This is a genomic window from Streptomyces sp. NPDC055966 (assembly GCF_042269865.1).
Taxonomy (GTDB): Bacteria; Actinomycetota; Actinomycetes; order Streptomycetales; family Streptomycetaceae; genus Streptomyces.
In genome coordinates this window covers 262,544-288,789 of record NZ_JBHJYK010000005.1, presented here as the reverse complement: position 1 = coordinate 288,789, position 26,246 = coordinate 262,544, and the positions used below count along the sequence as shown (strand labels likewise).

The window sequence follows — 26,246 nt, the reverse complement described above, 5'->3', positions numbered from 1 at the left end:
CTCACCTCCACCGGCGGCAGGATCGTCCCATGCAGACGACCTTCGTTCTCGTGCACAGCCCGTCCGTGGGCCCGTCGACCTGGCGTCCCGTGGCCGAGCACCTGCTGGCCGCGGGACACCGGGTACACGTACCGTCCCTGCTGCACATCGGCACCGGTGAGCCGCCGTTCTGGCCACGCGTCGCCGAGGCGGTCCTGGACGACGTACGGCACGTGCCGGCCGCCAGCCCGCTCGTGCTGGTGGCGCACAGCAACGCGGGCCTGTTCCTCCCGGCGATCCGCGCGGCGCTCGACCGTCCGGTGGCCGCGTCGGTCTTCGTGGACGCGGCGCTGCCGGCCCGCACCGGAGCGACCCCGGTCGCCGCACCGGAACTGCTGGACTTCCTGCGTCCCCTGGCCGTGGACGGCAGGCTGCCGCGCTGGACCGACTGGTGGGAGGAGGCGGACGTCGCGCCCATGTTCGCCGATCCGGCGGTGCGGCGGACCGTCGTCGAGGAGCAGCCCACCCTGCCGCTGTCCTACTACGAACAGCGGATCCCGGTCCCTGCCGGCTGGGACGACCACCCCTGTTCCTATCTGCTGTTCGGCCCTCCGTACGACGATCTCGCCGCCGAGGCGGGCGCCCGTGGCTGGCGCGTGGCCCGCCTGCCCGGCGCGCACCTGCACCAGATCGTCGATCCCGCCGGCACGGCCCGCCATCTGGTCGAGCTGGCCGCCGTGGCGTGATGCGTCGACGCCGCGTGTTTCCGAACCGGCCGTCCTGTCACATCAGTTGGGGTTGTCGCCGTCGGTGAGGGTCTCCCAGGCCACGAAGAGGTTGTCGGTGCCGGCGGGGCGGTTCCGCTCGGTCAGCGTCCGGGTGTTGGTCATGGCGATGCCCAGGCGGTTGTGCAGGGCGTTGTAGCCGACCTCGGTGACGGGACCGAGGCCGAGCTTGAGGGATCCGCCGCACAGCCAGCTCGGGACGGCGGCGCCGAGCTCGTACCTGGACTGGAAGCCGAGCGCCTGCCGCAGCCGTTCGCCGACGTCGGTGCCGTAGAGGTCCTGCCCCTGGATGCGGCTGGTCTCGGCGACGTGCGAGATGGCCGAGATGCCGTATCCGGTGTGGGTGAAGTCGCGGCAGGTCTCCTGGGTCAGTCCGGTCACGAAGGTGGACTGGCCCTGCCAGTACGAGACGATCTTGTCACGGGTGTTCAGGTTCTGGCTCGGCACGGTCTTCGGCAGGGCACCGTCGGAGGAGAGGTACACATAGGCCGCGGTGCGGGTGCGGAACCGGGCCATGGCCGAGTCGTAGGACGCCTTGTCCTCCAGGAAGACCGAGATGCCGACGGCGGCCTCCATCATCGTCAGCTCCCAATTGCCGTTGGAATTGGAGCCGTTGATGATCTTGGGTAGGTAGACGGTGCGCAGCAGGGCGGCGAAGCGGCCGGAGTCGGCCCAGGTCCCGGTGTACGTGTACTTGATCAGCTCGGCGGCCTTGGCCCAGGAGGCGCCGGCCCAGGCCGTCTGCAGGGGCGCGTTGCTGTTGGTGTGGTCCGTGAGCGTGGCGGACCAGGCGTCCATCAGCTCGATCGCCTTCTTCGCGTACCGGTCGTCCCGGGTGACGTACCAGGCGAGCGCGTCGGTGTACGCGGCGATGGCGTCCTCGCGCTCGTCCGTGCAGCCGTAGTCGGGGTTGGAGTAGGGACCGCACTCGACGACGGCGCGGGGCTTGGCCGTGCGGCTGAGGCTCGCGTACGGGCTCGCCGTCATCTGGTCGTACGCGCCCTTCCAGGGCTGGGCGCCGGCGAGCACCTTGGCGCGCGCGAAGTCGAGTTGGGCGCGCGAGACGGTGACGCCGGGGTGCGCGAAGGCGGTGGGGGCGGCCTGTGCCCGCTGGGCGCCGGGCCAGGAGAGCAGTCCGGCGGTCAGCAGGGCGGCGGCTGCGGCGAGTGCGAGGGTGGGGCGCCTGGACGCGCGGCGACGTCGAGCGGGTATGGGGGTGTCCTGCACGAGACCCGTCCTCATATGTGAACAGCAGGCGGCAGCTTGAACTTTGCGCTGACCGACGACCATAGGTACGGACCAGACGGTCGTCAAGGGGCGGGAATCCGCGGGGCGTTCGACGTCCGCCTGCCTGGAACAGGACTGCCCCCCGGTTCAGGCGGGCAGGTTGAGCTGCCAGGAGACGCCGAACCGGTCGTTCACCCAGCCGAACTTGGGGCTGAAGCCGTACTCACCCAGCGGCATCAGCTCGGTGCCGTTCTCAGCGAGGGCCGTGAAGAGACGGTCGATCTCGGCGTCGTTGTCGCACTGCACGAAGAGCGACACCGAGGGGGTGAAGGTGAAGTCGTGCCGTGCGGGGCTGTCGATGCACATGAACTGCTGACCGGCGAGCGAGAACGTCGCGTGCCGCACGCTCCCCTCCTTGCCGGGACCGCCGGAACCGTAGCGGGTGAGGTGCACGACCTCGGCGTCGTCGAAGAGCGAGACGTAGAAGGTCATCGCCTCCTCGGCGTCACCCTCGAACATCAAGAACGTGGTGATCTTCTGCGACGACGCGAACTCCATGCCGCTCGCTCCTTCGGCGTTGTGAGGTGTCCGGCAGGCGGCCATGCTATCCGGGCGCCGCGCCCTATCTGATGATTCGTCACCTTGTGGGCACTCGGCCGCGCGGGACGTCCTCCCGGGGCGGCGCTGACGGAGCGACCGCGCGCCACGCGTTCACCACCTGTGTACCAGTGAGCCCTCCGCACCTCCCCTCCGGTCCTCGCGCCCGTGTGCACCGCGCGGGCAGCCGGGTACGTACTAGTCTGCGTCCCTTCAAAATCGGACATGGAGCGTCATGGGGCCCACTGCACAACCACTGCCGCAGGTGCGCGGGCGGGAAGCACAGCTGGCACAGATCGGTGCCCGTCTGCACACCGTGACGGACACCCGGCGGAGCAGGATCCTGCTGGTGGAAGGGGCACCGGGCGCGGGCAAGACCCGGCTGCTCGTCGAGGCCGCCGCGCTCGCCGGTGCGATGGGCTTCTCGGTCGTCGACGGCGTCCCCCGCGCTTCCGACACCGTCTCCAGGGCGGCTCCGCACCCGCCGCCCCTGTCCCGCACGGTCGAGGACGGGTTCCACACCCAGCGGGCCTCCATCGCCATCGAGGCCGCACAGGCGCTGCTGCGCAACAGGACGGAGCCGGTCCGCACCGTCGTCACGCTCGACGATCTGCATCTGGCGAACCTCCCCGACCTGGCGGTGCTGTGCGACCTCGTCGCGGGCCTCGGCGGCCGGCCGATCCTCTGGCTGCTCGCCTTCACCCCGGACAGCCGCGCCACGCCCTACGAGTCGGCGCCGGGCTGCCTCGGCAGGCTGCGCGGCAGGCTCCCGATGGAGCACCTGCGGCAGCTGGGCCCGCTCTCGGGCGACGCGCTGAGCCTGCTGGTCGCCGACTGCGCAGGAGCCGCCCCCGACGCGGGGCTCCTCGCCCTGGCGGAGAGTGTCAACGACACTCCCCGGGCGGTGATCGAGCTGGTGCGCGGCCTCGTGGAGGACGGTGACTTATGTGTGGTCGACGGCACTTCACGATTGCAACCCGCGGCGACGGGCGGCGCCCGCGGCGGGTCCGACGTGTGTCTGCCGGCACCGGTGCCCAAGCGCTTCTCCGCCCTGGTCCAGAAGGATCTCAGGTCGCTCTCCGAGGTCACGACGAGAGCGCTCAGACTGGCGGCCGTGCTCGGTTCGCCGTTCGCTCCGGAGGATCTGTCGGCCCTGCTCGGCGAGGCGCCGGTGGGCCTGCTGGCGGCGGTGGACGAAGCGGTCGACCGGGGGCTCCTCGTCTGCGGCGAGCGCGATCTGGCGTTCCGCAGCGAGCCCGTCTGGCGGGTCCTGCTCGACTCCGTGCCGCCGCCCCTGTGCGCGCTGCTGCGCCGGCAGGCGGCGGAGATGCTGCTGTCGCGACCGGGCGGCATCGAGCGCGCCGCGCTCCAGTTGGTGCACGTCGCCCAGCCCGGCAACGCGGAGGCGCTGCGCATCATCGCCGAGGGATCCCAGCGGCTGCTGGCCACCGATCCCTCGCTCGCCGCCTCGCTCGCGACCCGCGGCATGGAGCTGCTGCCTCCCGGCCAGGCCGGGCGCGTCCGCCTCGCGAAGACCGCGGTCGACGCGTTCACCAGGGCGGGCAGCCTGGACCGGGCCATCGCCCTGGCCAAGGACACGATCGACGAGGCGGCCCGCCTCGCCGTTCCGCTGCCGGCCGAACTCGCCGCCGACATCGCCTCGTTGCGGGCGTCCATGTCCGCCGCGCTGCTTCTGCTGGGCAACGCACCGCTGGCGTACCAGGCCGCCCGCGACGCGCTCGCGGTGCAGCGGGGCGGCCTCCAGCTCCGGGACGCCGTGCTCACCCATCTCGCCGCCTCCTATCTGAACGGCGACAGCAGCGCGGCCCAACGGGCCCGGAACATCCTCAGCGCGCCCGACCGGCACGCGTGGGCCGTGCAGATCGGTGCGATGACCTTCCAGGCCTTCACACAGTGGCGTGAGGGCCATGTGGCCGACGCGGTGGCGATACTGCGCCAGGCCGCCGCGCTCGACCAGGGAGGCGAGGACGTACCGTTCCTCGATCCGCGCTGGTTCCTCGCCTTCACCCTCACCAGGATCGACGAGTACGAGGAGGCCACGGCCGTCGTCGAGTCCTTCGCCCGGACGGTCGTCCCGGGCGCGCGGACGCTGGCCGCCACCCTCCCGGCGGTGCTCCGGGCGCCGTTGCACCTCGCCCAGGGCCGGCTGGACGAGGCCGAGGCGGCGGCGAAGGCCGGTGTGAGCCTGGACGGCCCGAGTGTGCCGATGCTCGCCCCGCAGGCCTGGCTGGTGCTGGCGGACGCCGCGCTGCGCCGCGGGGAACTCGCCCAGGCCCAGGGGCACATCGCGACGCTGGAGAAGGACTTCCCGCAGCATCCGCACAGCCCCTGGTGGGCCGCACGCCTGCTGTTGAACGCGCAGGTGGCCGAGGCGCAGGCGGACTCCACGGTGGCCGCGGACGTCCTGGCCGAGATCGGGACGCATCCCGGCGCGTTCCGCGAACTCGTGCTGGAGGACTCGGGTGCCGCGGCGTGGTGCGTGCGCTGTGCGCTGGCGGCGGACCTGCCGGAGCTGGCGCGGACGGTGGTCGAGACGACGGAGTACCTGCGCGCCCACAATCCGCGGGTGCCCTCGGTGGTCGCCGCGGCCACCCATGCGCGCGCTCTCGCCGAAGGTGACGCGGAGGCCCTGGCCCGGGCGGCTCGGCTGCACCGCAATCCGTGGGCGCGCGCCGCGGCGGCCGAGGACCACGCGGGCGTGCTGCTCGATCGCGGTGACCACGAGCGTGCGATCGGCGAGCTGAACCGGGCGATGGGCGCGTACGGCGGCCTCGGCGGCGAGCGGGACGCCGCGCGGGTGCGGGCCGGGCTGCGCCGGCTCGGGGTCCGGCGCCGCCACTGGACCCAGGCGAAGCGCCCGGTGTCCGGCTGGGAGAGCCTCACCGACACGGAACGGAAGGTGGCGGAACTGGTGGCCGGCGGCCTCACCAACCGGCAGGCCGCGCGCCACCTGTTCGTCTCCCCGCACACGGTGGGCTTCCATCTCCGGCAGATCTACCGCAAGTTGGGGATCCGCTCCCGTACGGCCCTGGTCCAGTTCAAGGAGTAGCGCGCCCGGTCAGGGCTCCCTGAGCGGTTCCCACCACGCGCGGTGCGTGGCGTACCAGTCGACGGTCTCGGCCAGGCCCCGCTCGAACTCGATCCGGGGTGCGTAGCCGAGGGCCCGCAGCTTGCCGTCGGCCAGGGAGTAGCGGCGGTCATGGCCCTTGCGGTCCGGCACCCGCGCGACGCGCGGCCAGTCGGCGTCGAGCGCGTCGAGCAGCCGGGCGGTCAGTTCGAGGTTGGTCAGCTCGGCGGTCCCGGCGATGTGGTAGACCTCGCCGGGCTCGCCGCGCTCGGCGACCAGCCGTACGGCCCGGCAGTGGTCGTCGACGTGGAGCCAGTCACGGACGTTGCCGCCGTCGCCGTACAGCGGGACGTCCAGGCCGTCGAGCAGGCGGGTGACGAACAGCGGGACGACCTTCTCGGGGTACTGGTAGGGGCCGTAGTTGTTGCCGCAGCGGGTGATGCTGACCGGCAGTCCGTGGGTGCGTGCGTAGGCGAGCGCTATCAGGTCACCGCCCGCTTTGGCGGCGGCGTACGGGGAGTTGGGGCCGAGCGGGGCCGTCTCGTCCCAGGAGCCGGTCTCGATGCTGCCGTACACCTCGTCGGTGGAGACCTGGACGATCCTCGGGGTGCCCGCGTCGAGGCAGGCCCGCATGAGGGTCTGGACGCCCAGGACGTTGCTGCGGACGAAGGCGTCGGCGTCGGCGATGGAGCGGTCGACGTGCGACTCGGCGGCGAAGTTGACGACGAGGTCGTGGCCGGGCACCACCTCGGAGAGCAGTTCGGGGTCGCAGATGTCGCCGTGGACGAAGGTGCAACGGCCGCGGACCGGCGCCAGGTTCGCCGGGTTCCCGGCGTACGTCAGCTTGTCGAGCACGGTCAGCTCGGCCTCGTCGGCGTGGCTGCGCACGAAGTGCGAGCCGATGAAGCCGGCGCCGCCGGTCACGAGGATCCTCATGACGCGACCCGCACCGTGCTGTGGTCACCGAGGACGAGGCGGTGGGCCCTGAGGATCCGGGGTGTCGAGGTGACCTCGACCTCGCGTCCGATCAGCGAGCGTTCGACGCGCCGCACCCCGACGATGGACGCCCCGCGCAGCACGATGGAGTACTCGACCTCGCTGTCGACCACCGCGCAGTCCCGGTCGATGGAGGTGAACGGCCCGACGTAGGAGTCACGTATCCGCGCTCCGGCCCCGACGACCGCCGGGCCGACGATCCGTGACCCGGTGACGGTCGCGCCCCGCTCGATCACCACCCGGCCGATCAGTTCGCTGGAGTGGACCTCACCGGCGCAGTCGGCCGTGACGCCGTCGAGGACGAGGCGGTTGACCTCCAGCATGTCGTCGACGTTGCCGGTGTCCTTCCAGTATCCGGAGACGACGGTGGAGTCCACCCGGCAGCCCGAGTCGATCAGCTCCTGGAGGGCGTCGGTGATCTCCAGCTCGCCCCGCCACGACGGCTTGAGCACGGACACCGCGTCGTGCACGCGGGGTGTGAACAGGTAGACGCCGACCAGCGCGAGGTCGCTCCTCGGCTGCTCCGGCTTCTCCTCCAGCCGGACGGCCCGGCCGTGCCCGTCCAGTTCGACCACGCCGAAGGCGCGTGGGTCCGACACCCGGGTCAGCATGATCTGGGCGTCCGGGCGGCTCGCCCGGAAGCGGTCCACGATCGCGCTGATGCCGCCGACGATGAAGTTGTCGCCGAGGTACATCACGAAGTCGTCGTCGCCGAGATAGTCCCGGGCGGTGCGCACCGCGTGGGCCAGGCCCAGCGGTGCCTCCTGCGGCAGGTAGGTGACGTCGAGGCCGAAGCGCGAGCCGTCGCCGACCGCGGACTCGATCTCGGCGGCCGTGTCGCCGACGACGATGCCGACGTCCCGGATCCCCGTCGCGGCGATCGATTCGAGACCGTAGAAGAGGACCGGTTTGTTCGCGACCGGTACGAGCTGTTTGGCCGAGGTGTGTGTGATCGGCCGGAGCCGGCGGCCGGACCCGCCGGCGAGCACGAGCGCTTTCATCGACATCCCGTCACCTGTGGGCATCCCGTCGTCTTCGGAGCAGCTTCCTCACAACAGCGTCGCGGGCAGGACGCTCAGCCGGCGGATCATCCACTCCGACTCCCACTCGACGGCCGTGGTGGTGCTCAGCCGCGCCCGCGGGAAGCGCCGCAGGAAGCCGCCCACCGCGATCTTCGCCTCCAGGCGGACCAGCGGAGCGCCGATGCAGTAGTGCATGCCGAGGCCGAAGCTGAGGTGCCCCTTGCCCTGCCGGTCCCGCTCGAAGCAGTCGGCCCCCTCGTCCGGTTCGCGGTTGGCCGCCGCGATGCTGACCTGCACGGGCGCGCCCTTGGGGATCAGATAGCCGCCGAGGTCGATGTCGGTGAGGGGGAAGCGCCAGGTGGGGTGCGGGAACGGCGGGTGCACCCGGAGGGTCTCCTCGACCCACGCCCTGATCTCGTCCTCGGTACGGGGCCGCTCCTCGGGAGGCCGGCGCAGCGCCTCGTACAGCGAGGCCGAGATGAGGCTCCCGGTCGTCTCGTAGCCGGTGATGATCATTCCCAGCGTCCAGACGATGACCTCGCCCTCGGTGACCGCCGCGTCCGTGCCGCCGGAGGAGGCCAGCAGGCCGGTGATGACGCCCTCGTCCAGCGGCTCCGGGTCGCGCACCCAGCCCTCGACCGCCCCGTACAGCGCCCCGACCGCCTCTTTGCGTGCCGGGTAGTCCGAGGAGTAGAGCATGATGTCGGTGATGCCGCGCAGCTGACGCTGGGCCTGTGGCGGCAGGCCGAGCATCTCGGAGATGAAGGCCAGCGGGATCCGGTGCGTGTAGTCCGTGACGACGTTGATCTCGGCGTCGGTCCCGGGGGCGGACCGCTCCAGTTCGTCGAGGAAGCCGTCGACCTTGACGGCGACCCGCTCGCCCCACCTCTCGGTGTTGCGCGGGCTCAGCACCGGTGCGTGCATCCGCCGGATCCGGGCGTGGTTCTCGCCGTCGCTCATGATCATGGCGCGGGCGTAGTCCGGGTCCGGCTGGGATCCCACCATCAGGCCGGGCCGGCGCATGAAGTCGGGGACCAGGGTGACGTCCTTGCCCATCTGGGGGTGGGTCAGCGCGACCTTCACCAGTTCCGGGTCGCACACCACCCAGGCGTGCCTGCCGAGGTAGGGGATGCGGACGACCGGTGCCACCTTCGCGGCGGCCAGCAGCTCCGGCATGCAGTCGAAGGGGCCCGGGTCCACGGGCATGTTGGTCTCGGGGGCCTCTTTCAGGCCCGCTTTCGTCGTGGTGTTCAACGTGTGACTCCTCCGGTGGGAACCTGGCCCGCGGAACCGGCCAGGGACTCGACAAGGTCGGCGGCCCCGCGCGGGGCGTCGCAGCCGCGGTACTCCTCGGCCAGTTCACGGGCCCGGCGCCGGTAGCGGTCGTCGTTCAGTACGGTGGTCACGGCCTCGCGCAGGCCGGCTTCGGAAACGGCCCGCCGGCCGAGCACCACCCCGGCCCCGGCCCACTTGACCCGCGCCGCGACGTCGGGCTTCTCCTCCGAGCCCGGCACGACGACGAGCGGGACGCCGTCGGCGAGGGCCGCGTTGATGCCGTTGTAGCCGCCGTTGCTGACCATCACGTCCACGTGCGGGAGCAGGTGGTGGTAGGGCACGAAGCGTTCCAGGCGGACGTTGTCCGGCAGCGGACCGAGCCGGCCGCGGTCCACGGTGCTGCCGGTGGTGACCACGACCAGGAGGTCCTGGCCGGCCAGTGCGCGCAGGGTGGGCACGAGCAGCCGGTCGACGTCGTTGGCCGTGGTGCCCTGGGTGACCAGCACCACCGGCCGCTTGTCGTGCAGTTCCGCCCACCAGCCGGGCGGGTCGAAGTGCTCCGGGGGCAGTCCGAGCAGGCCGCCCACGAAATGGGTGCCGGGGTGCAGGTCGCTGCGGGGGAACTCGAAGGACCGTACGGTGCCGAGGAGATAGAGGGCCGGCGGGCGGGCGATGTTCTCCATGGCACCGGTGCGCAGCCGGGGCAGCTTCACCCGGTCCCGGGTCCGGTCGGCCTCCTTGCGCATGTCCCGCATCACCACGTGGTCGCCGACGAACCTGAGCAGTGCGTTGCGCGCCCGGCCGACCGGTGACGCGCTCGGCAGCAGTCCGCGGCCGAGCGGGGCGGTGTCCCGACTGCCCAGGATGTAGACGGAGTTGCTCAGCCAGGCCAGCGGGATCCCGGTGTGCTCACTGGCGAAGCAGGCGCCGTAGCACATGTCGTCGGAGAGCAGGCAGTCGGCCGGGAACCGTTCGAGGACCGCCAGCAGGTCGTCCATCTGGGCCGGCGCGGTCCGGTAGAAGATGTCCCGGACGCCGGTCTTGAAGCTGGCCGTGCCGGTCAGTCCGGCGTGCCCGGGGTAGGCCTCCTCCCGGCTCTTTCCGCTGAAGTCCAGCTCCGCTCTCATGGGTTCGAAGCGGGCCCCGGCCTGCTCGACCTGTCCTTGGAAGGTCCGCCCGGTGTACCAGCGCACCTCGTGGCCGCGCCGGGCCAGTTCGCGGGCGACCTCAAGAATGCCGACGACGTGTCCTGGTGCCGGGGTGGTAGCGATCAACACGCGCATCGACGTCGCCTCCGTGGGGGGTGTGTCACCGTGCCCGCCGGACGGCCGGGCCTCCCGTGGGTCCGGCCGTCCGGCGACGCCCGCCAGTTTTCCCCCGCCTCGCGCGCTCTACTGCGGTGCGGGGCAAACCCCGCGCGATCGCGCGGGGTGACGGGTGCCCCGCCGCCCCGAGTGGGTGGGCGCGGCCCTGTCAAACCATCCGGGTGCGGGGCCCGTTGGGGGATATGGGAGCGCTACCACCCCGCAAACAATGGCCGTTGAGAAATTCCCGGCATGGCCGTTCCGGAACAGGGAAAGGCACCGGATTCATCCAGGACATGCTTCCGGGCCAGGACATCGCGCACTGGAGAGGAAACCTGTGACGAGACCCTTGCAGGAGGTTGCCGGACCGGACGGTGCCATCGGCGGGCCGAAGAACATCACTGTCATCGGCGCCGGCATCTCCGGTCTGGTGGCGGCCTATGAATTGGAGCGACTCGGACATCGCGTCCAGATCATCGAGGGCAGTGAGGAGATCGGCGGCCGTATTCACACCCATCGCTTTTCCGGCGACGCCCAGGTCCCGGGCGGCGGCCGGATTTCCGCCGGCGGTCCGGGCGGGCCGTTCGCCGAGCTGGGTGCGATGCGGATCCCGGCCGGGCACCGGCTGACCATGCACTACATCGCCGAACTGGGTTTGCAGAAGCAGGTTTCCGAGTTCCAGACACTGTTCTCCGACGAGGCCGCATATCTGCCTGTCTCTGCCGGATATCTTCGGGTGCGGGACGCGCGTGAGTCGCTGGTCGACGAGTTCGCCGCCGGGCTGCCGAGCCGTGATTACCGGGAGAACACCCTGCTGTTCGGCGCCTGGCTGGACGCGAGTCTGCGGGCCGTGGCCCCGCGCGCGTTCTACCGTGCGCTGGGCACCGAAATGGGTGTGGAACTGCTGAACCGCGTCGACCACATCGACCTCACGCCCTATCGGTGCGGCAGCACGAGGAACCGCGTCGACCTGCACGCCTTCTTCGCCGACCATCCCGAGGTGCGTACGTTCTGCCCGCCGCACCTGGAGCGTTTTCTCGACGACGTGCTGGACGAGACGAGCTCCACCATCGTGCGGCTGCGGAGTGGCATGGACGTACTCCCCCGCCGGCTCGCCGCGCGCGTCCGGGGCCGGATCTCGACCGGCCTGGAGGTCACCGGCATCGACGTCCGCGACGACGCGGTGATTCTGCGCATCCGCCAGGGCACCGGCACCCTCACCAGGATCTGCGACTACGTGGTGTGCACCATTCCGTTCACGGTGCTGCGGGGGATGCAACTGAGCGGCTTCGACCGGGAGAAGCTCGACATCATCCGGCAGACCAAGTACTGGGCGGGGACGAAGATAGCCTTCCACTGCCGGGAGGCCTTCTGGGAGAAGGACGGGATCAGCGGGGGAGCCTCCTTCACCGGCGGGCATGTGCGGCAGACCTACTACCCACCCGTCGACGGCGATCCGGCGCTCGGCGCGGTGCTGCTCGCGAGCTACACCATCGGCCCGGACGCCGCGGCGCTCGCCCGGCTGGGCGAGGCGGAGCGCAACGCGGTCGTCGCCCGCGAACTGGGCGTGATGCACCCCGAGTTGCGCGAACCGGGCATGGTGCTGGGCGTGGCCGCCCGGGCCTGGGGCACACACCACTGGTCCAGGGGAGCGGCGACGGTCCGCTGGGGCCAGGCGGCCGCCGTCCGCGAGGCGGAGCGCCGTGAGGCCGCCCGGCCGCAGAAGGGGCTCTTCTTCGCCGGCGAGCACTGCTCGTCCAAGCCCGCCTGGATCGAGGGCGCCATCGAGTCGGCGATCGACGCCGCCCACGAGATCGAGTGGTACGAGCCGCGGGCCAGCCGTGTGTTCGCCGCCTCTCGGCCGAGCCGCTCGGAGGAGTCGGCGTGAACGTCCCAAGCCGCCTTGCTCACAGGCCCGTTCACGATGCGGAAGGGAGGGTGCGCGCATGAGCGTCTTCGACCTGCCACGGCTGCACTTCCGCGGAGTGGCGACGACCCGCCTGCCCACCGGCGCCGGGAGCGGTCTCGTCGATCTGGCGACGAACACCGCTCTCACCGGCGACGGGCGGCCCTTCCCGGCGCACCATCCGCCCGCCGAGTACCACGCCCATCTGGACCGGCTGGGGCCGCGGTTCGACGCCACGGGCCGCCCGAACCCGGCCGGGCCGTTCAGCGCGGCGAAGGGCGTGGACTTCGCGGGCAACGGGCACTTCTCGATCGACGCCCGCGTCGCCGCTGTCGAGACCGTCGCGGGCGACCTCGACACCACCGACCCGGTGGTCGGGCGCACGGTCGACATGTGGGGCCACTACAACGAGTACCTCGCCACCACGGTCAACCGAGCCCGTGTCTTCGACGTCGATCCGGCGTCCGACCGGACGACGACGCTCATGGTCGGCCGGTTCTGCTTCGGGCGCGACGGCCGCTCCCACGACGTCGGCTCCATGGTCACCGGCGCCGTCCGCGGTTTCCAACCCCCGAGATGGCACAACGCCGGGCATGTCAGCGGCGTCGGCGAGCACGTCCTGGCCGGCCGGCTGCGCCGGTCCGTGGTCCACCAGTTCGTGGTGCCCGAGGACGAGGAGCTGATCTGGCTCGACGAGGCGACCGTGTCCCCGGCCGTACGGCGGCTGCGCGCGGTCGTGACCGCCGAGGAGGCCGGCGGGCTGGTGGTGCAGTTCGCGCTCAGCCATCTGTCCCCGCCCGAGGCTCCCGACCAGCCGAGCCGGTGGCTGCTGCGGGGGACGGTGGCGCCCTGGCGCCCGTACGAGCCGCGCACCTATCCGGCCGGCCGCCTGCTCGTCCCGGCCCGCCGCGCACCCGGCCGGGCCCCGAGTCCCCTGCACAACCTGACGGTCGAGCTGACGGACCGGCAGGTCACCCTCAACATGATCACCGCGCTGCCCGCCCGCGCCGCGGCGCCCTCCGCCGCACCCGCGCCGCTCGACGTCGGCGACCTGGAGCTGCGCACGGCGGACAGCGACCGGCTGGTGGCGCGGGTGCCCCGGCGGGCCTACCTCGGTGCGCGGTACGCGCTGGCCGGCGGCCTGGTGACGGTGCCCGGCGAGATACCGGCACACGCCGCGGCCGACGAGGCGCTGTGCCTGGTCGGCACCGGCGCCGGCGCTCCGGTGGTGCACCTGCGCGAGAAGGAGGTCAACATCCAGGTCGACGACGCCTGCCTCTTCCTGGAGCACCCCCGGAATCCGGACGACGCGGAGCACGACGTCGAGGTGCTCGTGCGGTCCTTCGTGCGCGGCCGGCCGCACGCGGTCGGCGGGATCGGGGTACGGCAGTTCTTCAACCCCCGGGCCCTGCCCCGCCATCCGGTCGCCCGCTCCCCCGAGGCACGCTGCCGCGACCTCGACATCGTCCGGCTGCGCGCGGGCCGGCGGGACGAGTCCGGCCCCTGGTCGAGCATGTGCGTCCTGGACACCGACCACACGGGCCACGGCTGGTTCACCCTGCGGGGCGCGGCGGCCGGCACCGCCCGGGTCCTGCTGTCGGCCGGCGCCGAGGACCTGCCGTGCGACCCGGACCTGCCCGGATCGGCGGCCCTCGGTCACGACGCGGACGACGCGCTCGGCTACTGGTCCGGCGCAGGCCATATGTCCGTACGCGTGCTCCCCGACGACTGGCGGCTGGCCGGCACCAGCGAGGACGAGGCGACCTTCGAGCTGGTGTACCAGGAGGTCTTCGCGTTCTACGAACACCTCTACTCGTTCATGAAGGCGGAGGTCTTCAGCCTCGCGGACCGGTGCCGGGTGGAGACGTACGCGAAGCTGATCTGGCAGATGTGCGACCCGCGCAACAAGGCGAAGACCTACTACATGCCGCCGACCCGGGACCTGTCCGAGCCCAAGGCACGGCTTCTGCTGACGTACCTGCGGGCCCGGCAGGTGCCGGACGCGGTCCCTCTCACCGTGCCCGTGGTCCGCCGCGCCAGGGCGGGCGTCACCACCCGGGGCCGGCTCCTCCACCTGCTCCGCGAGGCCGCCACGCTCGAACTGGCCGTCATGCTCCAGTACTTGTACGCCGCCTACTCGGTACCCACGCACGGCACCGGTCTGGAGTACGTGCGGCGGGGCCGGTGGACGGACGAGCAGCTCCGGCTCGCCTGCGGCGACGGCGGCCGGACCACCGACGAGGGCGTCCGGGGCATGCTCGTGACCGTCGCCCGCGAGGAGATGATCCACTTCCTCCTCGTCAACAACATCATCACCGCGCTGGGCGAGCCGTTCCACGTGCCCCGGATCGACTTCGCCACCCTCAACCACGAACTCCCGGTCCCGCTCGACCTCTGTCTCGAACGCCTGACCCCGGGCAGCGTCGAGCGGTTCGCGCTGATCGAGCGCCCCGACGGCCTCGTCGGCGAGGTGCGGCGCGGCGACACGGCGCCGGCTCCCGCGCCGTACGACGCCGACCGCCCCACCCCCTACGCCTCGCTGAGCGAGCTGTACGCCGACATCCGGGAGGGCCTGGAACGCGTTCCGGATCTCTTCCTCGTGGCGAAGGGCAGGGGAGGCGGGGAGCACCACCTGTTCCTGCGCGAATCCGTCAACCGGCACCACCCGGACTACCAGTTGGAGGTCGACGACCTCTCCAGCGCGTTGTTCGCGATCGACATCATCACCGAGCAGGGCGAGGGAGGTGTCCTCGGCCTCGGGACCGACGCGGGCGAGGAGTCGCACCACGCCTCGTTCCTGCGGATCGCCGATCTGCTGTCCGCAGCTCCGGGCACGGCCCACCCGGGCGGCGGACGCTGGGACCCGGCCCATCCCGTCGTGCGGAACCCGACGCTCGCGGAGGGAAACCCGGCCATGGAGACCGTCACGGACCCCGACGCCCGGTCGGTCATGCGGCTGTTCAACCGCTCGTACTTCATGGCCTTGCAGCTCATGGCCCAGCACTTCGGCGAGCGCCCGGACGGGAGCCTGCGGCGGTCCGACCTGATGAACGCGGCGATCGACGTGATGGCCGGCATGATGCGCCCCTTGGCGGAGCTGCTGGTGACGCTGCCGTCGGGGCGCCGGGGCAGGACCGCCGGTCCGTCGTTCGAACTGGACGGGCAGCCGACCCCGGTGTCCCGCCCGGACGTGGCACGGCGCGGCATCGCGCTGCGCCTGGACCACCTCACCGTGGCATGCGGCAAGTGCCCCCAAGTTCCCTCACAAATAGGCGAGTTGAGCACGTTCTGGGCTGATCGCTTCCGGCCACGCCCCTAGCCGCCACACGCGACCGCACCGCCGACCGAAGGAGACCGCATGCCCTCCCCCACGCTGCCGCGGTTCGACCTCCAGGGCTGGGACAGCAAGGACATAGCCCACCCGTACCCGGTGTACCGGCGCTACCGGGAGAGCGCGCCCGTCCATCGGCGCCCCTCGGGCACGGACCGGCCGGACACCTTCTACGTCTTCTCCTACGACGACTGCGTCCGGGTGCTGACGAGCCGGCTCTTCGGCCGGAGCGCGCGGGTGGCGTCCGGCGACGCGTCCGCGGCGTCCGTCCCGATTCCCGCCGAGTACCGGGTGCTGCGGACGCTCGTCGAGAACTGGCTGGTGTTCCTCGACCCGCCGCGCCACACCCGGTTGCGCTCCCTGCTCACCGCGGAGTTCTCGCCCTCGGTCGTCGCCGGTCTGCGGCCCCGCGTCACACGGATCGCGCAGGATCTGCTGGAACGGCTGGGGTCGCGGCAGCCGACCGATCTGGTCGAGGCCTTCGCGGCGCCGTTCCCCATCCTCGTCATCTCCGAACTGCTCGGCATCCCGCCGGAGCACCAGAGCTGGCTGCGGGCCAACGCCGTGGCGCTCCAGGAGGCGAGCAGCAGCAGAGCGGGAGGCGGGGCGGACGGTTATGTCCGGGCCCAGGCGGCCGCCCGGGAGTTCGCCCGCTACTTCCGGCGGGAGGTGGAGCGGCGGAGCGGGGAGGACCGCGGGGATCTGCTCACGCTCCTCGTGCGGGCCCGGGAGTCCGGCGCCCCGCTGAGCGTGGGCGGGATCGTGGGTACGTGTGTCCACCTGCTCACCGCCGGACACGAGACCACCACCAACTTCCTCGCGAAGGCGGTGCTGTCGCTCCGGGCGCATCCGCGGGTGCTCGACGAGCTGCGCGCCCGGCCCGAGTTGACGCCGGGGGCGGTCGAGGAGCTGATGCGCTACGACTCGCCGGTGCAGGCCGTGACCCGGTGGGCGTACGAGGACACCCGGCTCGGGGAGCACGAGGTGCCGCGCGGCAGCCGGGTGGTGGCCCTGCTGGGCTCGGCGAACCGGGACCCGGCGCGCTTCGCGCACCCCGACGTGCTGGACGTGCACCGGAGCGCCGACCGGCATGTGGGCTTCGGGCTCGGCATCCACTACTGCCTCGGCGCGACGCTGGCCCGCGCCGAGGCCGAGATCGGCCTGCGGACGCTGCTGGACGGCGTGCCCGGGCTGAGCCGCGGCGGTCAGCAGGTCGACTACGCCGACGACATGGTCTTCCACGGCCCGAGGCGGCTGGTCCTGAGCCTGGCGTGACCCGCGGCGCCGAACCGACACCCGACGAAAGGAAGGCAACCGTGCCCGAGCAGACCGACACCACCCCCGAGTCCGTGGGCGAGACGTACGACGCGTTCGCCGACGCGGGCACCACGAACGCCCTGGGCGGCAACATCCATGTGGGCTACTGGAAGGACGGCCAGGACATCTCCGTCGTCGAGGCCACCCACCAGCTCACCGACCTCGTGGCAGGCCGTCTCGCCCTGCGGCCGGGGCAGCGGCTTCTCGACGTGGGCTGCGGCAACGGCGTCCCGGCCCTGCGCATCGCGTCGGCGCACGAGGTGCGGGTGACCGGTGTCACCGTCAGCAGCCAACAGGTCGTCCAGGCGACGGAGTCGGCGGCGGGTTCCGAGGCCTGCGGCCGGGTCTCCTTCCAGCTCGCGGACGCCATGAAGCTCCCGTTCGAGGACGCCTTCTTCGACGGCGCCTTCGCGATCGAGTCGCTGCTGCACATGCCCGACCAGACGGCCGCCCTGACGGAGCTCCACCGGGTCGTCCGCCCCGGCGGCCGGCTCGTGGTCGCCGACCTGTGCCGGCGGCTGCCGTTCACCGGCGACGACCAGGCCGTACTGGACGGCATGCTGGACGTGTACGAGATCGCCAGGATCAGCACGCCCGACGAGCAGCGGGCACAACTGGCCGAATCCGGATGGCAGTTGCTGGAGCTGACGGACATCGGCGAACAGGTCCGGGCGAGTTACGGACACGGTGCGGCCGCTTTCCGGGACATCGCCGCGATGCTCGCCGAGCCCGCCGCCGCACGGATCGGCGCCGCGGCGGACCTGCTGGAGGCGTTCGGGAAGCACCCGCACGCCGGTTACCTCCTGATCACCGCGCAGCGGCGCTGACCCGCTGCCCACCCCTTTACCCACCTCTGTTGCCCGCCTCCGTCGTCCGCAGACAGGGAGTTCTTCGATGTCGTCGTGTCTCGGCCCCCCTGCCGCCTCTCCGGCCGCCGTACGTCCCCGCGAGGACCCGGGGCTGATCGACCGTATCGCCGTGTCGGCGGCGACCCACCGCGGGGCGCAGCTGCGGACCGAGGAGGTGCACGCCTGGCTCGCCGAGCGCCGGGCGGCGGGCGAGTTCCGGGTGGAGCGGATCCCGTTCGGCGAGCTGGGCGAGTGGCGGTTCGAGCGGGGCACGGGCAATCTCGTGCATCGCAGCGGACGCTTCTTCACGGTCGAGGGCCTGCACGTGGTGGAGCACGACGGGCCGCACGGCGACGGGCCCCACCGGGAGTGGCAGCAGCCGGTCATCAGACAGCCCGAGGTGGGCATCCTGGGCATCCTGGCCAAGGAGTTCGACGGGGTGCTGCACTTCCTGATGCAGGCCAAGATGGAGCCGGGCAACCGCAATCTGCTCCAGCTGTCCCCCACCGTGCAGGCCACCCGCAGCAACTACACCCGGGCGCACCGGGGTACGGACGTCCGGCTCCTCGACCACTTCGTGCGGCCCGATCCCGACCGGGTCGTCGTCGACGTCCTCCAGTCGGAGCAGGGCTCGTGGTTCTTCCACAAGTGCAACCGCAACATGGTCGTGGAGACCACCGGCGAGGTCGCCGCGTCGGCCGACTTCCGCTGGCTCACCCTCGGTCAGATCGCCGCTCTGCTGCACGAGGACGACCTGATCAACATGAACGCGCGGAGCGTGCTGTCCTGTGTCCCGTACCCGGACACGGCGCCCGGTGCGCTGCACTCCGACGGGCGGTTGCTGTCCTGGTTCACCGGGGAGCGCTCCCGGCACGACGTGCGCGCGCAGCGCATTCCGCTCGCCGCCGTGCGCGGCTGGAAGCACGGGGTGGAGGCGATCGAGCACGAACACGGCCGCTACTTCAGGGTGGTCGCCGTCTCCGTGCGGGGCAGCAACCGCGAGAACGTCAACTGGACCCAGCCGTTGCTCGAACCCGTGGGTCCGGGGGTCGCGGCGTTCCTCGTCCGTGAGTTCGGCGGGGTGGCGCACGTGCTGGTCAACGCCCGTGCGGAGGGCGGGTTCCTGGACACGGTCGAGCTGGCCCCGACCGTGCAGTGCACGCCGGGCAACTACGCCCATCTGCCGGTGGCGGACCGGCCGCCGTTCCTCGACACGGTCCTGGGCGCCGACCCGTCGCGCATCCGCTACCAGGCGATCCAGTCGGAGGAGGGCGGGCGTTTCCTGCATGCCCGCAGCCGCTATCTCGCCGTGGACGCGGGCGCGGCCGAGGCCCCGCTCGACCCTCCCCCCGGCTTCTTCTGGGCCACCCCCGCCCAGCTCCGGGCGCTGACCCGGCACGGGCACTACCTCAACGTGCAGGCCCGCACCCTGCTGGCCTGCCTCAACGCGGTCGCGGCGCGGCCGCCGGGAAGGGACGTGACATGACGGGCACCGCACCGGCCCCCGCCCCGCTGATCAGCGTGCTCGGTGCCTCGGGCTTCGTGGGTTCGGCCGTCCTGCGCGCGCTGGCGTCGCGCCCGGTCCGGCTGCGGGCCGTGGCGCGCAGGCCGAGTCCCGTCGTCCCCGGCCCGGCCGAGACCACCGTCGTCACCGCCGACGTCACCGACCGCGCGGAGCTCGCCCGGGCGGTCGCGGGTGCGGACGTGGTGGTGCATCTGCTGCTGGGGGACGGCGGCTGGCGGGCGGCGGAGTCGGATCCGGCGGCCGAACGCGTCAACGTGGGCGTGATGCGGGACCTCGTCGACGTGCTCGGCGCACGGGGCCCGGGGCACGCCGGCGGGCCGCCCGCGCTGGTGCTGTACGGCGGTGCCGCATCGCAGGTCGGCGTGCCGCCGCGGGAGCCGCTCGACGGCAGCGAGCCCGACCGTCCGCAGACCGCCTACGACCGGCAGAAGCTGGCGGCGGAACAGATCCTGCTGAAGGCGACGGCCGAGGGCCGGGTGCGCGGTGTCGGGCTGCGGCTGCCCACGGTGTTCGGGGAGGGCGCAGCGGGCGGTGCCGGGGACCGCGGCGTGGTGTCGGCCATGGTGCGGCAGGCGCTCGCCGGCCGGCCGCTGACCATGTGGCACGACGGCACGGTCCGGCGCGATCTGGTCCATGTCGAGGATGTCGCCGACGCGTTCACGGCCGCGCTCGACCGCCCGGAGGCGCTGGTGGGCGGCCGCCATCTGATCGGCGCGGGCCGGGGCGACGCGCTCGGCGACGCCTTCCGGCTCATCGCGCGGACCGTGGCCGAGCGCACCGGGCGTCGCGCGGTCGCGGTGGAGTGCGTGGAGCCGCCCGCGCACGCGCCCGTGACGGACTTCCGCAGCGTGACGATCGACTCCGCCCCGTTCCGCGCGGCCACCGGCTGGCACCCGCGCATCTCCCTGCCCGAAGGGGTGCGGCGCACGGTCGACGCCCTGGCCCGGCAGCAGGACGAGCAGCACTGACATCCGTTTCCGGAAAGGCTGGCAGGACATGACCACACGTGTTTGGGACTACCTGACGGAGTACGAGAGCGAGCATCCGGACATCCTCGACGCCGTACGGACCGTCTTCGCCTCCGGGCAGCTCGTGCTCGGCGCGAGCGTGCGCGGCTTCGAGGAGGAGTACGCCGCCTACCACGGGGTGGGTCACTGCGTCGGAGTCGACAACGGCACGAACGCGATCAAGCTCGGGCTCCAGGCCCTGGGCGTCGGACCGGGCGACGAGGTGATCACGGTCTCGAACACGGCGGCACCGACCGTCGTCGCCATCGACGCCACGGGCGCCACTCCCGTCTTCGTCGACGTCCGCGAGGACGACTTCCTCATGGACACCGCCCAGGTGGCGGACGCGATCACCGAACGCACCCGCTGCCTGCTGCCGGTGCACCTGTACGGCCAGTGCGCCGACCTGGCACCGCTGACGGAGCTGGCCGACCGGCACGGGCTGGCCGTGCTGGAGGACTGCGCCCAGGCCCACGGCGCCCGGCAGCGCGGCACCCTGGCGGGCACGACGGGCGCCGTGGCGGCCTTCTCCTTCTATCCGACCAAGGTCCTCGGCGCGTACGGCGACGGCGGCGCGGTGCTCACCTCGGACGAGGACGTGGCGGCCCGGCTGCGGCGGCTGCGCCACTACGGCATGGAGGACCGCTACTACACGCTGGAGACGCCCGCCCACAACAGCCGTCTGGACGAGGTCCAGGCGGAGATCCTGCGCCGCAAACTGAGGCGGCTCGACGCCTACATCGCGGGCCGCCGGGCCGTCGCCCGGCGCTACGCCGAGGGCCTCGCCGGCACCGGACTGCGGCTGCCGCGCACCACCCCGGGCAACGACCACGTGTACTACGTGTACGTCGTGCGCCACCCCCGGCGCGACGACATCGTCGAACGCCTCAAGGCGTACGACATCCACCTCAACATCAGCTATCCGTGGCCGGTGCACACCATGACCGGGTTCGCCCACCTCGGCTACGCCACCGGCTCGCTCCCGGTCACCGAGGCGCTGGCCGGCGAGATCTTCTCGCTGCCGATGTACCCGGCGCTCCCCCAGGACCTCCAGGACAAGGTCGTGCACGCGCTGCGCGAGGTGCTGAGCACGCTGTGACGCCCCGCCGAACTCCCGTACTCCGCCCAGCTGTTCACCGAGCCGTACACCGAGACGTACACCGAGCCACGAGAGAGCGCACATGAAAGCACGCGTACTCGCCGTCCAGGGAGCCATCGAGTTCACCCCGCGGGTCTTTCCCGACGACCGGGGCCTGTTCCTCTCGCCGTTCCAGCAGCAGGCGTTCACCGAGGCGCGCGGGGGTCCGCTGTTCCGCGTCGCGCAGTCCAACCACAGTGTGTCCCGGCGTGGTGTGGTGCGCGGGATCCACTACACCGTGACCCCGCCCGGCACCGCGAAGTACGTGTACTGCGCCCGCGGCCGGGCCCTGGACATCGTGGTCGACATCAGGGTGGGTTCGCCCACGTTCGGCCGCTGGGACGCGGTGCTGATGGACCAGCGGGACCACCGCGCCTCGTATCTGCCCGTGGGGGTGGGGCACGCGTTCGTGGCGCTGGAGGACGACACCGTCATGTCGTACCTGCTCTCCGAGAGCTACGTACCGGAGCACGAACTCGCCCTGTCCGTGCTGGACCCGGCCCTCGGGCTGCCCCTGACCGGGGTGGCCGAACCGGTCCTGTCCGACCGGGACCGGGCGGCGCCCACGCTCGCCGAGGCGCACGAGCGGGGCCTGCTGCCGGACCACGCCCGGTGCGCGCAGATCGAGGCCGCGTGGTCCCACCCGCGCACGGATCACATCCCCCAACCGTCCCGGGCACGCATGGGGTGAGCGAGGTCCGGCTCACCCGGTCGTGGTGGAGCCGGCCCGCGCCCCCCGCGTGAATGAGCGGGTTTTCCTCCGCCGTGCCGCCCGGCCGCCCGCGCGGCCCGATGCTGGCGGAGCGCCGATCTCGTGGATCCCGACCAGCCCCGATCAGAAAGGCCACAGCCATGACCGATTCCGCCCAGACCCTGCCGGTGCCGGGAGCCGTCGGCAAGCTGTACGACCAGCTGACGCTGAACGCGATGAAGGACGGCACCTTCAACACCAACGTGCACATCGGCTACTGGGACACCCCGGACTCCGACGCCACGATCGAGGAGGCGATGGACCGGCTCACCGACGTGTTCATCGAGCACCTGAAGGTGGACGCCACCTCCCATGTGCTCGACCTGGGCTGCGGGGTGGGCGGTCCCGGTCTGCGGGTGGTGGACCGCACGGGTGCGCGGGTGACCGGCATCAGCATCAGCGAGGAGCAGATCAAGACCGCCAACCGGCTGGCGGCCGAGGCCGGGGTGGCCGACCGGGCCGTGTTCCGGCACGGAGACGCGATGCGACTGCCCTTCCCGGACCGGTCGTTCGACGCCGTGATGGCGCTGGAGTCGCTCTGCCACATGCCCGACCGGCAGCGCGTTCTCACCGAGATCGGCCGTGTGCTGGTCCCCGGCGGCCGGCTCGTCCTGACCGACGTGTTCGACCGCGGCCCGCGCGGGCAGGCCAGGCACCCGGGCGTCGAGAAGTTCTGCCGCGACCTCATGGCGACCATGGCGGACCTCGACGACTACATCGGGCTGCTGCGCCGTTCCGGCCTGCGGCCGCGCGCCGTGCTCGACGTCACGGAGCAGACCACCCTGCGCACCGGCCACGAACTGCTGAAGACGGCGCGTCCCGACGAGCGTCCCGAGGCCATGGTCGAGAGCAACTTCGCCTTCTCCGAGGACGCGTTCCACCCCGCCGACCTGGCCGGCGTCGACACCTTCGGCTGCCTGCTGGCCAGCGCGGAACGACCCTGATCCGGCGTGTCGGGCGGCCGGCCCCGGGCCGCCCGACACGCCCGCCCCACCGGGAACGGACCCACGCACGAAAGGCAGGCAGGACATGACGCGTTCCGACGAGCGGACCGACGTGCTGATCGTGGGCGGCGGCCCCGTCGGAATGGCGCTCGCGCTGGACCTGGCGTACCGCGGGATCGACTGCCTGGTCATCGACGCCGGTGACGGACAGGTCCGGCACCCCAAGGTGAGCACGATCGGCCCGCGCTCGATGGAGCTGTTCCGCCGCTGGGGTGTCGCGGACGCCGTCCGCGGCGCCGGCTGGCCGGCCGACCACCCCCTGGACATCGCCTGGGTCACCCGGGTCGGCGGCCACGAGGTCTACCGTTACCGCCGGGGCACCGCCGGGAACCGGCCCGCCTTCACGCACACCCCCGAGCCGGACCAGATGTGCCCGGCCCACTGGCTGAACCCGGTGCTGACCAGGGCCGTGGGCGTCCATCCGGACGGTCCCCTGCGGCTGCGGACGACGGTCGACCGGGTCCGGCAGACCGAGGACCACGTCGCGGCCGACGTCACCGACCACGCCACCGGCACGACCGGCACGGTCCGGGCGCGCTATCTGGTCGCCTGCGACGGCGCCTCCTCCCCGATCCGCCAGGCCTGCGGCATCGACGCGCCGGCGCGCCACCGCACCCAGGTGTTCCGCAACATCCTCTTCCGCGCCCCCGAACTCAACAAGCGGCTCGGCGACCGGGCTGCGCTCGTCTACTTCCTCATGCTGTCGTCCACGCTGCGCTTCCCCATGCGCTCGCTCAACGGCAGTGACCTGTACAACCTGGTGGTGGCCGCGGGCGACACCGCCGACCGCTGCGACCCGGTGACGCTGATCCGCGACGCCCTCGCCTTCGACACCCCGGTGGAGCTGCTGAGCGACGGCGAGTGGCACCTCACCCACCGCGTCGCCGACCGGTACCGGGCCGGGCGCGTCTTCCTCGCCGGCGACGCCGCGCACACGCTGTCGCCCTCCGGCGGCTTCGGGCTCAACACCGGCATCGGCGACGCCGCCGACCTCGGCTGGAAACTCGCCGCCGCCCTGAACGGCTGGGCCGGACAGTCGCTCCTCGACACCTACGACGCCGAGCGCCGGCCGATCGCCGTGGCGAGCCTCAAGGAGGCCAACGTCAATCTGCAGCGCACCATGCGCAGGCAGGTGCCGCCCGAGATCCACCTGGACGGGCCGGAGGGCGAGCTGGCCCGCAGCCGTACGGCCAGGGTGCTGGAAGACAGCGGCGCGCAGCGGGAGTTCGACGCCCCGGAGATCCACTTCGGACTGCGCTACCGCTCGCCCGCCATCATCGAGGACCCCCGGGTGCCGGTACGCCACGGAAAGCCGGGCCCGGACTGGCGCCCCGGCAGCGAGCCCGGCTACCGCGCCGCGCACACCTGGTGGGACGCCACCACCTCCACGCTCGACCTGTTCGGGCGCGGCTTCGCCCTGCTGTGCTTCGCCGGGGCGGGCCGGCTCCCGGACGTGGAGCGTGCGTTCGCCGGCCGGGGCGTTCCGCTGACGATCCACGCCGGGGCGGGCGGAGCGGCCGCCACGCTCTACGAACGGTCCTTCGTGCTGGTCCGCCCGGACGGCCACGTGGCCTGGCGCGGCGACGAACTTCCCGACGACCCCGGGGCGTTCGTCGACACGGTGCGCGGCGACCGGGCCGAGGCCGTGCTCACCGGCAAGGGGGGTTAGGGGGTGTCGTCACACCTTCAGGCCGTAGAAGCCCATCGGCGAGTTCGGCCGGAAGCCGATGCGGGGGTAGACGGGCGCACCGGCCGCCGTAGCGTGCAAGGTGGCCCGGGTCAGCCCGGTCGCCCTGGCGCCCTCGTACAGGGCCTTGCGCGTCACCGCCTCGCCGTAGCCGCGCCGCTCCCATTCCGGGGCGGTGGCGACGAGTGCGACGAAGAGCCGGCCGTCGGCCTCCACGGTGCCGGCGCAGGTCACCGGGACGCCGTCGCGCAGACCGAGGTAGGCGTGCACCCGGCTCTTCCACAGCGTGGAGCCGAGGAGCCCGTCACGGCCGTGCTCCAGCGGGAAGCCGTAGGCGCGTGAGTTCAGGTCCGCGTACGCCCGGAGCTGTTCCTCCGTGGTGACGCGGGCGAAGGTCAGGTCGGGGTGGGACGGCTCGGGGACGGGCAGGAGGTCTCCGGCCATGCCCGTACCGGGGAAGCCGTAGGCGAGGCCCGCCTTCTCGGCCGCCGACCGCACTCCCGCGCGCGCCTCGTCGCCAAGGAGGTCGTCGAACAGCCACAGGAACCCGGGCTGCTTCTTGGCGCGCATGATGTCCGCCGCCTGGACCAGGCGTCGGCCGAGCAGCGCCGGGTCCGCGTCGACCTCGGTGAGCGTGACGCAGTTCCAGAACGCGAACCGGGAGTCGGCCCAGCGCACGGCGATGCCCGGAAGGTCCCGCACATCGGCGTGCGGGTCCCGGTCGAGCACCATCGCGCGCCAGACCAGCGCGAGTTGCTCCATGGATTCGATGGCTTCCGTACGATCCCTCATCAGGCCTCCTCGGTGACACCACGGTCACCAGGCCCAACGACGGGACCGACCCGTCGGTGCCGGGCACGGACACCATCGACGACCACGTGGTCGCTCTAGGCGTACACCCGCTGCACGAACTCCGCGCGCTGTCCCTCGCTCAGGTTCCGGGCGATGTCGGCCTCGCTGATCATGCCGACCACACGCTTGTTCTCGACCACCGGCAGACGCTTGATCTGGCGGCCTTCCATCTCCCGCAGGGCATCCTTGATGTCGGCGGCGGCGTCGATCCAGCGGGGTGTGCCCTCGCAGATCTCCGCGCACGTCACCTTCGCGGGGTCGTGACCCGCGGCCACGCACTTCACCACGATGTCACGGTCGGTGATGATGCCGCACATGCGGTCACCGTTCTCGGGGTCGCTGACCGGAAGCGCGCCCACTCCGTGGTCCCGCATCAGCTGTGCCGCGCGGTCCAGCGTCTCGTACCGGGGCACCCACTGGGCACCCGGGTGCATGATGTCCTTCGCAGTAGTCATCGCTGTTCCCTCCATCCCCAGCCAGCGTGCACCCGCGTACGTCGCGATGTCCTGTTGGGCTTTCAATCGGTAGCCGGACGTGCGCCGGGGTACCTGAGAGGTGCAGGAAGTCGCAGGAGACGGCCGAGAACCGTCGTAGTCCCCTGGGGAAG

20 protein-coding genes are annotated in these 26,246 nt (G+C 72.1%); 12 read left to right on the top strand and 8 right to left on the bottom strand.

Features of this window, described 5'->3' with window-relative positions; translation table 11 throughout:
• Positions 1 to 29 precede the first annotated feature (29 nt).
• Positions 30 to 725: an alpha/beta hydrolase gene (locus tag ACFC8N_RS13500; RefSeq protein WP_362820049.1), complete on the top strand. Its 696-nt coding sequence runs from the start codon at positions 30 to 32 to the stop codon at positions 723 to 725.
• 42 nt (positions 726 to 767) lie between these two features.
• Here ACFC8N_RS13500 and ACFC8N_RS13495 read toward each other — a convergent pair whose 3' ends face one another.
• Both ACFC8N_RS13495 and ACFC8N_RS13490 read right to left on the bottom strand, forming a co-directional pair.
• Positions 768 to 2,006 (bottom strand): alginate lyase family protein, encoded by a 1,239-nt coding sequence (locus ACFC8N_RS13495; protein WP_376288187.1) that lies wholly within the window; start codon positions 2,004 to 2,006, stop codon positions 768 to 770.
• 132 nt (positions 2,007 to 2,138) lie between these two features.
• Complete coding sequence (locus ACFC8N_RS13490) at positions 2,139 to 2,549, bottom strand: VOC family protein (RefSeq protein ID WP_356031800.1); 411 nt, start codon at positions 2,547 to 2,549, stop codon at positions 2,139 to 2,141.
• A gap of 274 nt (positions 2,550 to 2,823) precedes the next feature.
• Here ACFC8N_RS13490 and ACFC8N_RS13485 point away from each other — a divergent pair, with 274 nt between their 5' ends.
• Positions 2,824 to 5,658 carry a LuxR C-terminal-related transcriptional regulator gene (locus tag ACFC8N_RS13485; protein WP_376288186.1) on the top strand — a complete coding sequence of 945 codons (2,835 nt, stop codon included), beginning with the start codon at positions 2,824 to 2,826 and terminating at the stop codon, positions 5,656 to 5,658.
• Between the two features lie 9 nt (positions 5,659 to 5,667).
• Here the strand turns inward: ACFC8N_RS13485 and rfbB are convergent, their stop codons facing one another.
• The 4 genes from rfbB to ACFC8N_RS13465 are packed head-to-tail and all read right to left on the bottom strand — an operon-like array spanning position 5,668 to position 10,252.
• Complete coding sequence (gene rfbB, locus ACFC8N_RS13480) at positions 5,668 to 6,612, bottom strand: dTDP-glucose 4,6-dehydratase (RefSeq protein ID WP_356031794.1); 945 nt, start codon at positions 6,610 to 6,612, stop codon at positions 5,668 to 5,670.
• Positions 6,609 to 7,673, bottom strand: a complete 1,065-nt coding sequence (locus ACFC8N_RS13475; protein WP_362820114.1) for a glucose-1-phosphate thymidylyltransferase — start codon at positions 7,671 to 7,673, stop codon at positions 6,609 to 6,611. The genes rfbB and ACFC8N_RS13475 overlap by 4 nt, the downstream gene beginning before the upstream one ends.
• 48 nt (positions 7,674 to 7,721) lie before the next feature.
• Complete coding sequence (locus ACFC8N_RS13470; RefSeq protein WP_362820052.1) at positions 7,722 to 8,948, bottom strand: cytochrome P450; 1,227 nt, start codon at positions 8,946 to 8,948, stop codon at positions 7,722 to 7,724.
• Positions 8,945 to 10,252, bottom strand: a complete 1,308-nt coding sequence (locus ACFC8N_RS13465; protein WP_376288185.1) for a glycosyltransferase — start codon at positions 10,250 to 10,252, stop codon at positions 8,945 to 8,947. The genes ACFC8N_RS13470 and ACFC8N_RS13465 overlap by 4 nt, the downstream gene beginning before the upstream one ends.
• 358 nt (positions 10,253 to 10,610) lie before the next feature.
• Here ACFC8N_RS13465 and ACFC8N_RS13460 point away from each other — a divergent pair, with 358 nt between their 5' ends.
• The 10 genes from ACFC8N_RS13460 (at position 10,611) to ACFC8N_RS13415 (ending at position 24,769) form a co-directional block, all read left to right on the top strand.
• Positions 10,611 to 12,161, top strand: coding sequence for a flavin monoamine oxidase family protein (locus tag ACFC8N_RS13460; RefSeq protein ID WP_376288184.1), 1,551 nt, complete (start codon positions 10,611 to 10,613; stop codon positions 12,159 to 12,161).
• 58 nt (positions 12,162 to 12,219) lie between these two features.
• Entirely contained in the window at positions 12,220 to 15,498 is a 3,279-nt protein-coding gene (locus ACFC8N_RS13455; protein WP_376288183.1) for a ferritin-like domain-containing protein, read from the top strand.
• 39 nt (positions 15,499 to 15,537) lie between these two features.
• The gene (locus ACFC8N_RS13450) at positions 15,538 to 16,785 is read left to right on the top strand and encodes a cytochrome P450 (RefSeq protein ID WP_376288182.1); all 1,248 of its coding nucleotides are present in this window, start codon (positions 15,538 to 15,540) and stop codon (positions 16,783 to 16,785) included.
• A gap of 41 nt (positions 16,786 to 16,826) precedes the next feature.
• Positions 16,827 to 17,654, top strand: a complete 828-nt coding sequence (locus ACFC8N_RS13445) for a class I SAM-dependent methyltransferase (protein ID WP_376288181.1) — start codon at positions 16,827 to 16,829, stop codon at positions 17,652 to 17,654.
• Positions 17,655 to 17,721: 67 nt separating this feature from the next.
• The gene (locus tag ACFC8N_RS13440; RefSeq protein WP_362820059.1) at positions 17,722 to 19,161 is read left to right on the top strand and encodes an NDP-hexose 2,3-dehydratase family protein; all 1,440 of its coding nucleotides are present in this window, start codon (positions 17,722 to 17,724) and stop codon (positions 19,159 to 19,161) included.
• Entirely contained in the window at positions 19,158 to 20,168 is a 1,011-nt protein-coding gene (locus ACFC8N_RS13435; RefSeq protein WP_376288180.1) for an NAD-dependent epimerase/dehydratase family protein, read from the top strand. Before ACFC8N_RS13440 ends, ACFC8N_RS13435 begins: the two co-directional genes overlap by 4 nt.
• 28 nt (positions 20,169 to 20,196) lie before the next feature.
• The gene (locus ACFC8N_RS13430; protein ID WP_362820061.1) at positions 20,197 to 21,306 is read left to right on the top strand and encodes a DegT/DnrJ/EryC1/StrS family aminotransferase; all 1,110 of its coding nucleotides are present in this window, start codon (positions 20,197 to 20,199) and stop codon (positions 21,304 to 21,306) included.
• A gap of 82 nt (positions 21,307 to 21,388) precedes the next feature.
• Complete coding sequence (locus ACFC8N_RS13425; RefSeq protein WP_376288179.1) at positions 21,389 to 22,036, top strand: dTDP-4-dehydrorhamnose 3,5-epimerase family protein; 648 nt, start codon at positions 21,389 to 21,391, stop codon at positions 22,034 to 22,036.
• Between the two features lie 161 nt (positions 22,037 to 22,197).
• Positions 22,198 to 23,040: a methyltransferase domain-containing protein gene (locus tag ACFC8N_RS13420; RefSeq protein WP_356031765.1), complete on the top strand. Its 843-nt coding sequence runs from the start codon at positions 22,198 to 22,200 to the stop codon at positions 23,038 to 23,040.
• 85 nt (positions 23,041 to 23,125) lie between these two features.
• Entirely contained in the window at positions 23,126 to 24,769 is a 1,644-nt protein-coding gene (locus tag ACFC8N_RS13415; RefSeq protein WP_376288178.1) for an FAD-dependent monooxygenase, read from the top strand.
• A 9-nt stretch (positions 24,770 to 24,778) separates the two neighbouring features.
• Here the strand turns inward: ACFC8N_RS13415 and ACFC8N_RS13410 are convergent, their stop codons facing one another.
• Positions 24,779 to 25,579 carry a GNAT family N-acetyltransferase gene (locus ACFC8N_RS13410; RefSeq protein WP_376288177.1) on the bottom strand — a complete coding sequence of 267 codons (801 nt, stop codon included), beginning with the start codon at positions 25,577 to 25,579 and terminating at the stop codon, positions 24,779 to 24,781.
• Between the two features lie 95 nt (positions 25,580 to 25,674).
• Positions 25,675 to 26,094, bottom strand: coding sequence for a CBS domain-containing protein (locus tag ACFC8N_RS13405; RefSeq protein ID WP_356024252.1), 420 nt, complete (start codon positions 26,092 to 26,094; stop codon positions 25,675 to 25,677).
• Positions 26,095 to 26,246 lie beyond the last annotated feature (152 nt).